This is a genomic window from Devosia sp. GW821-FHT12F11 (assembly GCF_058806655.1).
Genome location: NZ_JBXAPX010000008.1, coordinates 36765 through 49797, shown reverse-complemented (window position 1 = coordinate 49797; position 13033 = coordinate 36765). Strand labels below are relative to the sequence as shown.

Genomic DNA, 13033 nt, shown 5'->3' with positions numbered 1-13033 from the left:
TGAGTCCTCGCGCAGAATGCGCGGGTCTCAGACAACGCGGCGCTGCCAACAGCGTTCCGGCAGCGGCTCCATCGCCGCAAGTGGCATATCAACGGCGCCCGACGTACTGCTCCGACTCCTCGCGGCTGCGCAGCACTTGCTTCATCCCCTCGAAGCTATCCCACAGCCGCTGATGCGCCTGCCGCGAGTTCGCGTTGCTTCTGGTGGGATACTCGGCAACCCAGGCCAGCAGCGCCGCGAAGGCCGCTTCGTCGCCGCCCCCCTGGTTGCCGCGTCGGCGAACGTTGTCGATGCACTCTTCGACCGGCAGGTCGAGGAAGATGAACTCCGTGGCGCGGGGCAGGGCGGCCGGCAGCAGCCAGCCGTAGACGCCCTCCATCACCCACGAACGCTCGGCGGCGCGCTCGACAACCTCGTCGAACACCACCCGCTTGTCTCGCTCTTTGCCGCCATAGGCCCCGTCCCAATAGAGGTCGTCGAGCCGCACCGGCGGCACCGACAGGCGCTCCGCCAGCCGCCCACCCAGCCAGGTCTTGCCCGACCCGCCGTTCCCGGTGATCAGCACCCGCACCCCGTCAGCCATCATTGGCTGCCTTCGGCGAGAGCAGCGATCGCGCTCGCTCCTCGCGCTCCTTCGTCTCGATGGCCACCCCGACCTCTGCCCGAAGGCTCCAAAGGAAAGCGTGAAGCGGCTTCATCTCGCCCAGGTCGTATCCCAGGTCTGCAAGTCGAACGAGAAACCAGTCAGGCTTGGCCACCGCTGACATGGCCCCCGATCGCTCGGCCAGTTCCAGGACGGGAAGCATCGCGGCGTGCGTGTTGAAGCCCAGGGCGTAGGCCATGGCCTCATCGAAGTGACCCGACTTGATCTGCGGAAAGCGGTCGCGAACAGCGTGCTTGGCGGACAGAATGCCCGAGCTCGTGAAGGGCGTAATTCCAAACGGCATACCAGACCTCATCTCTGGGTCGACGTCCGCCGATTACGCATCGACCAGGGACTGAGGTCGGTCGCAAGCTGTCTGGGTAGCCCCCTTCAACCCGGCGGCAGGTTTGGCTGGAGCGGCCTTGGCGTGAAGCTAGCGCTCGCCATCCCGCAAGGCAACAAGACGCGAAGCGGAGGCATGGTTCACGCCGTCGGTGCGGCGCTTTCGATGTAGTTGCGCGAGTAGCGGCCCTTGAGGCTGGTCAGCACTTCGTAGCCGATGGTGTTGGCGATGTCGGCATGGTCGTCGACGGTGATCTGCCTGCCGATGATCTCGGCCATCTCGCCCGGCGCCGGAGACCGCGGCAGGTCCGTGATATCCACCCCGATCATGTCCATCGAGACGCGCCCGACCACCGGGCAGGGCTGGCCGTGGATCACCACATGCGTGCCGCGGTGGTTGTTCGACGAACTCAATGAGCGGAAGAAGCCGTCGGCATAGCCGATGGCGACGACGGCGAGGCGGCTGTCGCGCGACATGGTCTGCAACGCACCATAGCCGACCGTCTCGCCGGTTTTCACGTCCTTGGTCATCAGGATCGGCGCTTCGAGCGTCACCACTGGAGCCATCGGATTGCGCCGGCCGGCAACTGCCCGGCCGCCATAGAGGGCGATGCCCGGGCGAACCATCTGGAAGTGGTTGTCGCGGTTGCTCATCAGCCCGGCCGAATTCGAGAGCGACGCTGGAATGCCCGGGAACTGCGCCATGACAGAGGTGAACAGCGCCAGCTGGGTGCGGTTCTTCTCGTGCGCCGGCATATCGGCGCAGGCGAGATGGCTCATGATCATCTGCGGCGCATAGCCGATCGAGTCGATCAGCCGCTTGACGATCGAGGTTTCGTTGAGCCGAAACCCGAGCCGGTTGATGCCGGTATCGAAATGCAGTGCCGCCGGCAGCGCCTGGTTGGAGGCGGCGCAGGCCGAGAGCCATTCCTCCAGCATCGGGATCGAGGCAAGGCACGGCATCAGCCGCTCGCCGACATAGAGCGGCGCCGAGCCAGGATAGAGCCCGGAGAGAATGAAGATGTGGCTGTCCTCAGGCAGCGCTGCGCGTACCGCGATGCCCTCGTCGGGCGTTGCCGCAAAGAAGAACCGGGCGCCAGCCTCGTAGAAGGCGCGCGAGGCCTGGGCAATGCCGGTGCCATAGGCATCGGCCTTCACCACCGCACCGGTCAGGGCGCCGCGGCTTACCTTGTCGAGGGCCTGCCAGTTGCGCTTCAACGCGCCCAGGTCGACCGTCAGCCGCCCGCCGTAACCGGTCGCAATGGCCGGTGCCGCCATCACTATTCCATCCTTTCGGGAAGGTACTCGGAGCGCGCCAGATTGCCGAAGCGCGTGAACTGCGCTTCAAAGCTCACCTGCACGGTACCCGTCGGACCGTGACGCTGCTTGCCGATGATCACTTCGGCTTTGCCGTGCACCTGTTCCATCTCGCCCTGCCACGCCATGTGTTCCGGCGTGCCCTCCTTGGGCTCCTTGTTCTTGAGGTAATACTCCTCGCGGTACACGAACAGCACCACGTCGGCGTCCTGTTCGATGGAGCCGGATTCGCGCAGATCCGCAAGCTGAGGATGCTTGTCGTCGCGGTTTTCGACCTGTCGGCTCAGCTGGCTGAGCGCGATGATCGGCACTTCCAGCTCCTTGGCCAGTGCCTTGAGCGTGGTGGTGATTTCGGTCAGTTCCTGCACGCGATTCTCGCTCGCCTTCTTCGACGAGCCGCTGAGCAGTTGCAGGTAGTCGACGATCAGCAGGTCGAGGCCCTTCTGCCGCTTCAGGCGCCGGGCGCGTGCGGCCAGCTGCGCCACCGAGATACCACCGGTATCGTCGATATAGAGTGGCACCTGCGCCATCAGGTTCGAGGTGTCGACGAGCTTCGAAAACTGGCTCTCGTGAATGTTGCCGCGCCGGATGTCGGACGACGAGATCTCGGCCTGCTCGGCGAGAATACGCGTCGCCAGCTGCTCGGCACTCATTTCGAGGCTGAAGAAGCCGACATGCCCGCCATCGATGGTCTTCATGTGCCCATCCGCCTGCACTTCGCCGCGGAAACTCTTGGCCACGTGGAAGGCGATGTTGGTGGCGAGCGAGGTCTTGCCCATGGCAGGGCGCGCCGCGAGGATGATCAGGTCGGAGCGCTGCAGCCCGCCCATCAGCCGGTCGAGATCGGTGAGCCCGGTCGAGGTGCCCGACAGCGTGCCGTCGCGGCCATAGGCTTCGCCGGCCATCTTGATGGCTTCGGTCAGTGCCGCCGAGAAGCTCTGGAAGCCGCCATCGTAGCGGCCCTTTTCCGCCAGATCGAACAGCGCCTTCTCGGCCTCCTCGATCTGCTTGTTGGCCGTCGCCTCGACATCGGAGTCGTAGGCGATCTGCACCATCTCCTCGCCGATCTGGATCAGGTTGCGGCGGATCGCGAGGTCGTAGATCGATTGGCCGTAATCGGCCGCGTTCAGCACCGTCGTCGCTTCCGCCGCCAGCCGCGCCAGGTATTGCGGCATGGTCATTTCGGCAGTCAGCGCGTCGGCGAGGTAGGTCTTGGCGGTGATCGGCGTCGCGGTCTTGCCGGCGCGGATGATCTTGGCCAGCACCTCGTAGATGGTGCGGTGGATCGGCTCGTAGAAATGCTCGGGCACGAGGAAGTCGCTGACCCGGTAGAACGCCTCGTTATTGACGAGGATCGCTCCCAGCAAAGCCTGCTCCGCCTCCACATTGTGGGGCGCAAGACGGAAGCCCTTTTCGTCTTCCGGACGCAGGCGATGCACGTTGTTGTCGGCCATGGCGACTCGAAGTCTCCTCCCAAAGTGTAAGGATTGGTTTACCAGCGGCGCCAGCCCGAACGACTACAAAATGTGACGCTGCGGTGGCCGAATCGGGTCACTGCGACGACGCCTGTGGTTAGTGTTGAAAGCGGGGGAAACCAAGGCGGCGCGTTTACATTCGTCACGCTTGGCCGAGGGCCGATTCGTACCCGTCATTCCGTACCGGCGTCGCGCTCCAGCGCTGCGATGATCCGGCGCATCATGCCATAGAACACCTCCCGTTCCTCGGGCTTCATCGCCTCGGTGGCGATACCGTTCACCTCGATCGCGGAAACGAAGGCGGCCTTGGCGCGCTCGAGCCCGAGCGGCGTCAGCGACACCCGCGCGCTGCGCCGGTCGTTCGGGTCGGGCCTCCTCGCCACCAGTCCGTCGCGCTCCATGCGATTGAGCGTGTTCGCCATGGTCGGCTGCTCAACCGCCGCAAGCAACGCCAGCTCCTTCTGCGTCATCGCTCCGCCGTCCTGCAGCGCGAAGAACACCGGCATCGGCCCCGAATTGCCCCCTGCCAGCCGCCGTTCGATGGCGCGCGCAAACAGTCGCGCCGCCCAGTTGGTGAGGTAGCCGGCGGAAGTCTCGCGCACATAGCTCATTTACATAGCTTGCTATTTAAATCCATAGTGTGCTATGTAAATCCCCATGCGAGCAAAACGCAAGGAGGCTTCGATGTCCGCGAAAAGTACCTCGACGCGCTACGGCAGCGTCGCCATCGCCATCCACTGGCTCACCGCGCTGATGATCCTGGAGCTGTTCGCCACCGGCCTGCTCGCCGCAGCGCAGGTCGACCCGGGCGCCAAGCTCGCGCTGCTCCGCGCTCACATTCCGTTCGGGGCAGGGGTGTTGCTGCTGACGCTGCTGCGCATCGTCTGGTGGCTCGCCATCGATCGGCGTCCGGTTTTGCCAGCCGATCAGCCGGGCTGGCAGAAGGTCATGGCGAAAGCCGTGCACCTTTCCCTCTATGCAGTGATCATCGTCACCGCCTCGAGCGGTATCGCCACCATCATCCTGTCGGGCGCGCTTCCCGCCATCATCGGCTCCGTCACGCTTCCCAACCTCGAGACCGTCCTGCCCCGTGCCGTCCACGGCGTCATGTCCCGCGCCATGCTGGGCCTGCTCGCCCTCCATATCGGCGCCGCCCTCTACCACCAGTTCATCCGTCGCGACCGCCTGCTGGCGCGGATGGGAGTGGGGGCTGCGTAGCCAGCGGCGGCGGGTAGGCGATCGGCATCCCGCAACTCGAGCCGGATCGCCTCCTGGCTGAAGGGCACCAAGGCGCTCGCTGAGTTGCGCTGAAAGCAAAAAGGCCGGGATTGCTCCCGGCCTTTGAGAACTTCGCTCGGATCGGCTCAGAAGCCGAAGGTCAGACCGACCTGCACGACGTGCGAGCCGAGGTCCGCGACGGCATCGTCGCCGCCGCCTTCGAGCTCGGCGCCGACGACCGCCTTGTAGCGATAGCCAAGGTCGAGGGCCATGTTGTCGGCCACGTCGATCTTGACGCCGGCGCCGACCTGGTAAGCCCAGCCCCAGCCGGACATATCGATCGGGGTGCCGACCGCGGTGCCTTCAGCGGTAACATAACCGGCACCGAGACCACCGCCGATATAGGGCGTGAAGCCCGAACCCGTGTCGATATCGAACCAGAGGTTACCGAGCAGGTAGCTGGTGGAGGCCCAACCGTCCGTAATCGCGTAAGTGTCGCCATCGAAAGCCGGTCCCGGACCGCCGCTGATGGTCACTTCGGAGAGGCCGACCGCACCGGTCGACACTTCGACTTCGCCGCGCAGATTGTCGGTGAAGTTGGCGCCAAGTGCGACGCCGAACTGCCAGCCGATATCGCTGTCGAAGTCAAAGAACTGGCCGCCCGGCGGCGAGCTGTCATCGGCCGAAATGCTGGTCCATTGGGCGCCGCCAAAGACGCTCAAGTACCAGCCCATATCGGCAACGGCTACGGGCTCGTCGACCGGAACGTCGACGATCAGATCAGCCGCCAGGGCGGGGGTGCCGGCGATCAGTGCGACGGCAGCAGCGCCGGCGAGTAGTTTGAATAGGTTCACGTTGAGCCTCCCACAAATGAGCTGCCACAATGATTTGCAGATGAATTGTATTCGTGGAAGCAGGGAAAGCAGCTTTCAGCGCATCAATTTCGCCTGTGGCACATAATGGCAACACCAGGCCGAAAGTGGGGCGAGCAATAGAAGTCTCACCGTTGCTGATATATTCCGGACCAGAAGGAATCTGATCTGCCAAAAGCTGTGCCGGAGACCACGTCGTCAAGACTGTCGCGGGGCTGGTAGGCACAGCCGGTCGGGGCGCACAAACAAAAAGGGCCGGGATCGCTCCCGGCCCTTTCTCGTGTCGATGGGATACGATGTTTTATTCTTCGTCGCCGAAGGCCTCGGAAGCGGCGGAGCCGGCTTCGGCCTGGCCAGCCGCGAACTCTTCGGCCGCTTCGTCGTCGTAGTTGATCGCGGTGAGATCCTCACCGGCTGCCTGGCGGGCAGCCTCGTCTTCCGAGCGCGCCACGTTGACGGTAATCGAGACGGCAACTTCAGCGTGCAGGTGCAGCGGCACCGGGTGGACGCCGACGGTCTTGATCGGGTTGGCGAGGTCGACCTGCGAACGCGAAACGGTGAAGCCGTCCGAGATCAGCGCGTCGGCCACGTCACGCGACGACACCGAGCCGTAAAGCTGGCCGGTTTCGCCGGCCTGGCGGATGATCACCACCGACTTGCCGTTGAGGCCCGACGCGATACCGGCAGCGGCCTCGCGGCGCTCCTGGTTGCGCTTCTCGATGTCGGCGCGATCGCGCTCGAACTTCTTGCGGTTAGCTTCGGTGGCGCGCAGCGCCTTCTGCTGCGGGAGCAGGAAGTTACGGGCGAAACCGTCCTTCACCGACACTTCGTCGCCGATGTGGCCGTGCTTGCCGATACGCTCGAGGAGAATAACTTTCATGATGCTTTCCTTGTGCTGTCCTGCCCTTGGGCAGTTAGGAGCGGCCGGCCATCCGGCCACCCCAGCTTGGCGAGTTGGCGCGCGTCTATAGCGCCAACCGCCTTAGTCCTAACGACGGTTCTTACTGAACGGCGTAGGGCATGATGCCGATGAAGCGGGCGCGCTTGATGGCCTTGGCCAGTTCGCGCTGCTTCAGGGCGGAGACCGCAGTGATGCGGGAGGGGACGATCTTGCCGCGCTCCGACACGTAGCGCTGCAGCAGGCGAACGTCCTTGTAGTCGATCTTCGGCGCGTTCGGGCCCGAGAACGGGCAGGTCTTGCGACGGCGCTGGAACGGACGGCGGGCCGTGGTCGTGGTCAGGTCTTTGATGGCCATTTGGCTTATCCTCTTGGGTGGGTCGCATTCCGAACCGGAAAAGTCTTCAACTTTTCCTGGAATACTCCCGGGCGTTCTTAGAAGCGGCGCGGGCGGCGGTCGCCGCGGTCGAAACCACCACGGTCGCCACGCGGGCCACCCGGACGGTCGCCGCGGTCGTCATCGCGATCGCGCTTCTGCATCATGGCCGACGGGCCTTCCTCGAGCTCATCCACCCGGATGGTCATGAAGCGCAGGATGTCTTCGTTGATGCCCATCTGGCGCTCCATCTCGGCCACCGCGGCGTGCGGAGCGTCGATGTTGAGCAGGGTGTAGTGCGCCTTGCGGTTCTTCTTGATGCGGTACGAGAGCGACTTCAGGCCCCAGTACTCGTTCTTGGTGACCTTGCCGCCGCCGTTGGTGAGCACTTCGGTCAGCGCCGTGGTCAGCTCTTCCACCTGCGTCGGGGAAACGTCCTGGCGAGCCAGGAAGATGTGTTCGTAAAGGGCCATAAGCGCCTTCCTTCAAGTTGGTTCACAACACTTCCACTCGGCGCGGAGCCCCTTTGAAGCCGGAAAGGCGATCAAAGCAGTCTTCTAAAGAGCGGGAACACGGGAGGACGGGCGAACCCTGTTTGTGCAAATGCACGAACCCTCCGTTCAGCCCCCGGCCGAACGAATGCGAGGCGGGCTATAGGGGAAAACGCCGGCAATGGCAAGCGGCGTGGGACTGTGACGTCCTGATCGCTTCCGCTCCGGCGGAACGATCTCGGCCGGCCGAGCCTTTCCTTTGCATAAGGAGAAAGTCATGACCAATCGTAAAATTCCAGAACGGCCTGCCGGCCAGCCCGACATGCCGTTGGACATTCCTGATGCCGAGCAGACCGAGAAGGAACTGCCGGAAGGACAATTGCCGGGCATGCCGGTATGGCGTGATCCGCTGTTGAACCCGGGGCCGACGCCCTCGGAGCGGGAAACGCCGCCGCTCGACTGATCCGCTCAGCCCGACGCGGACGCCTCGCCGGCCCGCTTCGGGATCTCATATCCCTCTGAGACCAGCAGCGACGTGATCGACGGCGTCAGCGCCCTGCAGCCGCAATGCCGGGCATGCTCGTAATGCCAGGCGGCGCGCTGCTTTTTGGTCGCGTTGGTTGGCATCCTGTGCTCACGGTGCCACTCGGAGTTGATCTTGCCCATCGTCGCGGCCTCTTTCATCGTCCCGACACTTGCGTTAGGCAGGCCGGGCGGCTCCACTATGATAACCTTGTCGAGACCGCCATGACCACCACCGAAGCTGTCGCGTCCGCCCCGCCCGATCGCAATGCGATCCGCGCCGCCGAGGCGGTAATCCGCCCGCACATCCGACGCACCCCCGTGGTGGAGGTTGCGGCAGCCGATTTCGGGCTCGATGGCGCGCCATTCTCCTTCAAGCTCGAATTCATGCAGCATTCGGGCACCTTCAAGGCCCGTGGCGCCTTTGCCAACCTGCTGATCCGGCCAGGCGCCGCGCGTGGCGTGGTGGCGGCCTCGGGAGGCAACCATGGCGCCGCGGTCGCCTATGCGGCGCAAAGGCTTGGCATCAAGGCGCATATCTATGTGCCGCGCATCTCATCGCAGGCCAAGATCAACCGCATCCTGCAATATGGCGCCGAGATCGTCATCGGCGGCGACAGCTACATCGACGCCTACAATGCCAGCCACGCCTTCGCCACCGAGCGAGGACTGCTCGAGGTGCATGCCTACGACATGTTCGAGACGCTGTGCGGGCAGGGGACGGTCGGGATCGAATGGCTGGAGCAGGCGCCCGGGCTCGACACGCTGTTGGTGGCGGTGGGCGGCGGCGGACTGATCGGCGGCATCGCTGCAGCCGCAGCCGGCCGGGTCCGGCTGATCGGCGTCGAGCCCGAGAATGCACCGACCCTGCACAACGCCATCGAGGCGGGGCACCCCGTCGACGTGCCGGTCGGTGGCGTTGCCGCCGACAGCCTCGGCGCCCGACGCATCGGCAGTCTCAGCTTCGCCCTGTCGGGGTTCATCGACCGCTCGGTGCTGGTCACCGACGAGGCGATCGTTGCGGCGCAGCAGGCGATCTGGGACGTGTTGCGCGTGGCGGTGGAACCGGGCGGGGCTGCTGCAATGGCAGCCGTCCTCTCGGGACGCTATGTGCCCGCGCCGGGCGAAAAGGTTGGCGTGCTGCTCTGCGGCGCCAACACGACGGCGGTGAAGTTCGACTAGCCCGCCTTGACTTTGCCATCCCCCTCCTGCAAACGCCGCCGCCAACTGGACGCCTGTCCGGGCGGGGCTTAGGCTCGGCTGCAAGCAGCAATAAGAACGGCGGAGGCCACCACCTTGACCAAGCGCGCATTCACCTTCCCGGGCCAGGGCAGCCAGGCTGTCGGCATGGGCAAGGAACTCGCCGACGCCTATCAGGAGGCCCGCAACGTTTTCGCCGAAGTGGACGAAGCGCTGGGCCAGAAACTCTCCGCCATCATGTTCGAGGGACCGGATGAGACGCTGCGCCTCACGGAGAACGCCCAGCCGGCGCTGATGGCCGTCTCCGTCGCAGTGACGCGCGTGCTCGAAAGCCGCGGCTTCTCGCTCAAGGACAATGTCGCCTACGTCGCCGGCCACTCGCTCGGCGAATACTCGGCGCTGGCGGCAGCCGGCGCCTTCAGCCTCGCCGACGCGGCGCGGCTGTTGAAGATCCGCGGCCAGGCCATGCAGCAGGCGGTGCCGGTCGGGCAGGGTGCCATGGCGGCAATCCTCGGGCTCGACCTCGAAACCGTGCTGCGCGCCGCCAATGACGCCGAGGACGGTGAAGTCTGTGGCGTTGCCAATGACAATGCTCCCGGCCAGGTGGTGATCTCCGGTCACGTCGGCGCGGTGAACCGCGCCATTGAGCTGCTGAAGGCGGCCGGCGCCAAGCGCGCTTTGCCGCTGCCAGTCAGCGCCCCGTTCCACTGCGCGCTGATGCGTCCCGCCGCCGACGCGATGGAACATGCGCTCAACCAGGTGGCCGTGAAGTCCCCCATCGTGCCTGTTGTCGCCAACGTGCTGGCCAGGCCGATCAGCGACCCGGAAGAAATCAAGAAGCGCCTCGTCGAGCAGGTCACCGGCATGGTCCGCTGGACCGAATGCGTCGGCTGGCTGGTGAAAGACGGCGGAGTGACGCAACTGGTCGAACTCGGCTCGGGCAAGGTGCTGAGCGGCCTCGCCAAGCGTATTGCGCCGGAAACAGCGGCGGTGTCGATCGGCGCCCCGGCCGATGTCGATGCGTTCCTCGCCGAACTCGGCGCCTGATTCAGTTTCTCCTGAGGAGTCCGTAAATGTTTGATCTCACGGGCAAACGCGCCCTCGTCACTGGCGCTTCGGGCGGCATCGGGCGCGAAATCGCCAAGGCGCTGGCCGCGTCGGGCGCGCGCGTGGCGCTGAGCGGCACCCGCGTCGGGGCACTCGAGGAGACGCGCGACCTGCTCGGTGGCGGCGATCATCCGATCCTGCCGACCAACCTGTCGGACCTCGACGCGGTGGATAAGCTCATCCCGTCGGCCGAGGCGGCGCTGGGCGGCATCGATATTCTCGTCAACAATGCCGGCGTCACCCGCGACAACCTCTTCATGCGCATGAAGGACGAAGAGTGGGACGAAGTGCTGGCGGTGAACCTCACCTCAGCCTTCCACCTCACCCGTGCGGTGCTGCGCGGGATGATGAAGCAGCGCTTCGGCCGCATCATCGGCATCACCTCGGTGGTCGGCGTCGTCGGCAACCCGGGGCAGGGCAACTACGCAGCATCGAAGGCCGGTCTCATCGGCATGAGTAAGGCCCTGGCCTATGAAGTCGCTTCGCGCAACATCACGGTCAACACCGTCGCGCCGGGCTTCATCGGCTCGGCGATGACCGACGAATTGAACGATAAGCAGCGTGAAAGCATTCTGGGCAAGGTGCCGGCTGGCCGGCTCGGCGCCGCCGACGAGGTCGCTGCCGCGGTGGTGTTCCTTGCCAGCAATGAGGCCGGCTACATCACCGGCCATACGCTGAACGTCAACGGCGGCATGGTGATGCTCTGAACCGGAGCGTGAGCAGCAAAAGTTGCAGACTTTTGCGGTTCGCGAGCGCGACAGAGGGAAAGCTTGCCAGTGCGAAGGCTGGGGAAACCGGGTCTTGCGCAATATGGCAATGGCGGGGGAAGTATGTTACCTCCGCCCTGATTTCGGGTTCGGCCCGTACTTGCGAGGGTACGAAGCCGCGCCTACAGTCTGCCGCGAACGGCGGCAAAGGTCGGTGGGCCCGGGCAATTCCGGTGTCTGGGGCCGCGTACGAACGAACAACCTGTTTGGTAACAAGGGAAGTCAAATATGAGCGATATCGCTGATCGCGTCCGCAAGATCGTGGTCGAACACCTCAACGTCGATGCGGAGAAGGTCGTCGATAAGGCTAGCTTCATTGACGATCTGGGCGCGGACTCGCTCGATCAGGTCGAGCTGGTCATGGCTTTCGAAGAAGAGTTCAACGTCGAAATCCCGGACGATGCCGCGGAATCGATCCAGACCTTCGGTGACGCCGTCGCCTATCTGACCAAGGCCGTCGGCTGATCGCCGACCGCTAACGGCTCTTCTTCGATGGAACTGCGCCGCGTCGTCGTCACCGGGATGGGGATCGTCAGCCCTTTGGGCTGCGGGATCGAACCAACCTGGGCCAACATCCTCGCATCCAAGAGCGGTGCCAAGCGCATCGACGACTTCCAGGTCGACGATATCGCTTGCCAGATCGCACACCGGATCCCGTTGGGCGACTACGCCGACGGCAAGTTCAACCCCGACGAGTGGATGGACGTGAAGGATCAACGCAAGGTTGATCCCTTCATCGTCTACGCCATGGCGGCGGCCACCCAGGCCATCGAAGACGCCGGGGTGGAACCCAAGACCGAAGAAGAAAAGCACCGGATCGGCACGCTGATCGGCTCGGGTATCGGCGGCATCGGGGGCATCTACGAGACCTCGATCATCCTGCACGAGAAGGGCCCGCGTCGCGTCAGCCCGTTCTTCATCCCGGGCCGCATCATCAACATGGCATCGGGCAACGTCTCGATCCGCTTCGGCCTGAAGGGCCCGAACCACTCGGTGGTGACGGCCTGTTCGACCGGCGCTCACGCCATCGGCGATGCTGCCCGGCTGATCATGCTGGGCGATGCCGACGTGATGGTGGCCGGCGGCGCTGAATCGCCGGTCAACCGCATCTCGATCGCCGGCTTTGCGGCCTGTCGCGCACTCTCCACCGGTTTCAACGATCGCCCGGAAATGGCTTCGCGTCCCTATGATAAGGATCGCGACGGCTTCGTCATGGGTGAAGGCGCCGGCATTGTCGTGCTCGAGGAGTATGAGCGCGCCAAGGCCCGCGGTGCCAAGATCTACGGCGAAGTCATCGGCTACGGCCTCTCCGGCGATGCCTACCACATCACCGCTCCCTCCGAGGACGGCGATGGCGGCTTTCGCTGCATGCAGATGGCGGTGAAGCGCGCCGGTATCGACCCCTCCGAGATCGACTATATCAATGCTCACGGCACCTCGACGCCGCTCGGCGACGAGATCGAACTCGGCTCCGTGACCCGCATGCTGGGCGACGCTGCTCCCAAGGCGGCGATGAGCTCCACCAAGTCGGCGATCGGGCACTTGCTTGGCGCGGCCGGTTCGGTTGAAGCGATCTTCTGCTTGCTCGCCATGCGCGACTCGATCGTGCCGCCGACCATCAATCTCGACAATCCGTCGGTTGCCTCGGTGATCGACCTGGTGCCCCACAAGCCCAGGAAGAAAGAGGTCAACATTGCCCTCTCGAACTCCTTCGGCTTCGGCGGCACCAATGCCTCGCTGATCTTCCGCAAGGCGAGCTAAGCGACCGAACCCTGGCGTCGTAACCGGACGCCGGGTTCGTATTG

17 protein-coding genes are annotated in these 13033 nt (G+C 64.6%); 7 read left to right on the top strand and 10 right to left on the bottom strand.

Annotated elements, in window-relative coordinates:
* Nucleotides 1-88: 88 nt before the first annotated feature.
* The 5 genes from AC1ROK_RS21690 to AC1ROK_RS21670 form a co-directional block, all read right to left on the bottom strand.
* Complete coding sequence (locus AC1ROK_RS21690) at nucleotides 89-586, bottom strand: P-loop NTPase family protein (RefSeq protein WP_492850782.1); 498 nt, start codon at nucleotides 584-586, stop codon at nucleotides 89-91.
* Complete coding sequence (locus AC1ROK_RS21685) at nucleotides 576-947, bottom strand: hypothetical protein (protein ID WP_492850780.1); 372 nt, start codon at nucleotides 945-947, stop codon at nucleotides 576-578. Before AC1ROK_RS21685 ends, AC1ROK_RS21690 begins: the two co-directional genes overlap by 11 nt.
* 179 nt (nucleotides 948-1126) lie before the next feature.
* On the bottom strand, nucleotides 1127-2263 hold the full coding sequence (gene alr / locus AC1ROK_RS21680; RefSeq protein WP_492850778.1) for an alanine racemase: 1137 nt from the start codon (nucleotides 2261-2263) through the stop codon (nucleotides 1127-1129).
* A 2-nt stretch (nucleotides 2264-2265) separates the two neighbouring features.
* A complete protein-coding gene (locus AC1ROK_RS21675) occupies nucleotides 2266-3756 on the bottom strand; it encodes a replicative DNA helicase (RefSeq protein WP_492850776.1) in 1491 nt (496 codons plus the stop codon).
* Nucleotides 3757-3950: 194 nt separating this feature from the next.
* Nucleotides 3951-4388, bottom strand: coding sequence for a MarR family winged helix-turn-helix transcriptional regulator (locus tag AC1ROK_RS21670; protein WP_492850774.1), 438 nt, complete (start codon nucleotides 4386-4388; stop codon nucleotides 3951-3953).
* Nucleotides 4389-4461: 73 nt separating this feature from the next.
* Here AC1ROK_RS21670 and AC1ROK_RS21665 point away from each other — a divergent pair, with 73 nt between their 5' ends.
* Nucleotides 4462-4995: a cytochrome b gene (locus tag AC1ROK_RS21665; protein ID WP_492850772.1), complete on the top strand. Its 534-nt coding sequence runs from the start codon at nucleotides 4462-4464 to the stop codon at nucleotides 4993-4995.
* 146 nt (nucleotides 4996-5141) lie between these two features.
* Here AC1ROK_RS21665 and AC1ROK_RS21660 read toward each other — a convergent pair whose 3' ends face one another.
* From AC1ROK_RS21660 to rpsF, 4 genes are all read right to left on the bottom strand, one after another.
* Nucleotides 5142-5849, bottom strand: a complete 708-nt coding sequence (locus tag AC1ROK_RS21660; protein WP_492850770.1) for an outer membrane protein — start codon at nucleotides 5847-5849, stop codon at nucleotides 5142-5144.
* Nucleotides 5850-6168: 319 nt separating this feature from the next.
* Entirely contained in the window at nucleotides 6169-6747 is a 579-nt protein-coding gene (gene rplI, locus AC1ROK_RS21655) for a 50S ribosomal protein L9 (protein ID WP_492850768.1), read from the bottom strand.
* A gap of 121 nt (nucleotides 6748-6868) precedes the next feature.
* Entirely contained in the window at nucleotides 6869-7123 is a 255-nt protein-coding gene (rpsR, locus tag AC1ROK_RS21650) for a 30S ribosomal protein S18 (RefSeq protein WP_055048535.1), read from the bottom strand.
* 77 nt (nucleotides 7124-7200) lie between these two features.
* Complete coding sequence (rpsF, locus tag AC1ROK_RS21645; RefSeq protein ID WP_492850766.1) at nucleotides 7201-7614, bottom strand: 30S ribosomal protein S6; 414 nt, start codon at nucleotides 7612-7614, stop codon at nucleotides 7201-7203.
* A 295-nt stretch (nucleotides 7615-7909) separates the two neighbouring features.
* Here rpsF and AC1ROK_RS21640 point away from each other — a divergent pair, with 295 nt between their 5' ends.
* The gene (locus AC1ROK_RS21640; RefSeq protein ID WP_492850764.1) at nucleotides 7910-8095 is read left to right on the top strand and encodes a hypothetical protein; all 186 of its coding nucleotides are present in this window, start codon (nucleotides 7910-7912) and stop codon (nucleotides 8093-8095) included.
* Between the two features lie 5 nt (nucleotides 8096-8100).
* Here the strand turns inward: AC1ROK_RS21640 and AC1ROK_RS21635 are convergent, their stop codons facing one another.
* Nucleotides 8101-8298, bottom strand: coding sequence for a hypothetical protein (locus AC1ROK_RS21635; protein ID WP_492850762.1), 198 nt, complete (start codon nucleotides 8296-8298; stop codon nucleotides 8101-8103).
* Between the two features lie 81 nt (nucleotides 8299-8379).
* Here AC1ROK_RS21635 and AC1ROK_RS21630 point away from each other — a divergent pair, with 81 nt between their 5' ends.
* The 5 genes from AC1ROK_RS21630 to fabF all read left to right on the top strand — a co-directional run bounded on the left by AC1ROK_RS21630 (nucleotide 8380) and on the right by fabF (nucleotide 12989).
* Entirely contained in the window at nucleotides 8380-9336 is a 957-nt protein-coding gene (locus AC1ROK_RS21630) for a threonine/serine dehydratase (protein WP_492850761.1), read from the top strand.
* A 114-nt stretch (nucleotides 9337-9450) separates the two neighbouring features.
* On the top strand, nucleotides 9451-10401 hold the full coding sequence (gene fabD / locus AC1ROK_RS21625; RefSeq protein ID WP_492850760.1) for an ACP S-malonyltransferase: 951 nt from the start codon (nucleotides 9451-9453) through the stop codon (nucleotides 10399-10401).
* A 26-nt stretch (nucleotides 10402-10427) separates the two neighbouring features.
* The gene (gene fabG / locus AC1ROK_RS21620; RefSeq protein ID WP_291311319.1) at nucleotides 10428-11168 is read left to right on the top strand and encodes a 3-oxoacyl-[acyl-carrier-protein] reductase; all 741 of its coding nucleotides are present in this window, start codon (nucleotides 10428-10430) and stop codon (nucleotides 11166-11168) included.
* Nucleotides 11169-11456: 288 nt separating this feature from the next.
* Nucleotides 11457-11693, top strand: coding sequence for an acyl carrier protein (locus tag AC1ROK_RS21615; protein ID WP_055048542.1), 237 nt, complete (start codon nucleotides 11457-11459; stop codon nucleotides 11691-11693).
* A 33-nt stretch (nucleotides 11694-11726) separates the two neighbouring features.
* Complete coding sequence (gene fabF, locus AC1ROK_RS21610; RefSeq protein ID WP_492851313.1) at nucleotides 11727-12989, top strand: beta-ketoacyl-ACP synthase II; 1263 nt, start codon at nucleotides 11727-11729, stop codon at nucleotides 12987-12989.
* Nucleotides 12990-13033 lie beyond the last annotated feature (44 nt).

Bases quoted from the DNA above. Each gene is read 5' to 3' on its own strand.
- AC1ROK_RS21690 (WP_492850782.1), bottom strand. From the start codon at position 586: ATGATGGCTGACGGGGTGCGGGTGCTGATCACCGGGAACGGCGGGTCG.
- AC1ROK_RS21685 (WP_492850780.1), bottom strand. From the start codon at position 947: ATGCCGTTTGGAATTACGCCCTTCACGAGCTCGGGCATTCTGTCCGCC.
- alr (WP_492850778.1), bottom strand. From the start codon at position 2,263: ATGGCGGCACCGGCCATTGCGACCGGTTACGGCGGGCGGCTGACGGTC.
- AC1ROK_RS21675 (WP_492850776.1), bottom strand. From the start codon at position 3,756: ATGGCCGACAACAACGTGCATCGCCTGCGTCCGGAAGACGAAAAGGGC.
- AC1ROK_RS21670 (WP_492850774.1), bottom strand. From the start codon at position 4,388: ATGAGCTATGTGCGCGAGACTTCCGCCGGCTACCTCACCAACTGGGCG.
- AC1ROK_RS21665 (WP_492850772.1), top strand. From the start codon at position 4,462: ATGTCCGCGAAAAGTACCTCGACGCGCTACGGCAGCGTCGCCATCGCC.
- rplI (WP_492850768.1), bottom strand. From the start codon at position 6,747: ATGAAAGTTATTCTCCTCGAGCGTATCGGCAAGCACGGCCACATCGGC.
- rpsR (WP_055048535.1), bottom strand. From the start codon at position 7,123: ATGGCCATCAAAGACCTGACCACGACCACGGCCCGCCGTCCGTTCCAG.
- rpsF (WP_492850766.1), bottom strand. From the start codon at position 7,614: ATGGCCCTTTACGAACACATCTTCCTGGCTCGCCAGGACGTTTCCCCG.
- AC1ROK_RS21640 (WP_492850764.1), top strand. From the start codon at position 7,910: ATGACCAATCGTAAAATTCCAGAACGGCCTGCCGGCCAGCCCGACATG.
- AC1ROK_RS21635 (WP_492850762.1), bottom strand. From the start codon at position 8,298: ATGGGCAAGATCAACTCCGAGTGGCACCGTGAGCACAGGATGCCAACC.
- AC1ROK_RS21630 (WP_492850761.1), top strand. From the start codon at position 8,380: ATGACCACCACCGAAGCTGTCGCGTCCGCCCCGCCCGATCGCAATGCG.
- fabG (WP_291311319.1), top strand. From the start codon at position 10,428: ATGTTTGATCTCACGGGCAAACGCGCCCTCGTCACTGGCGCTTCGGGC.
- AC1ROK_RS21615 (WP_055048542.1), top strand. From the start codon at position 11,457: ATGAGCGATATCGCTGATCGCGTCCGCAAGATCGTGGTCGAACACCTC.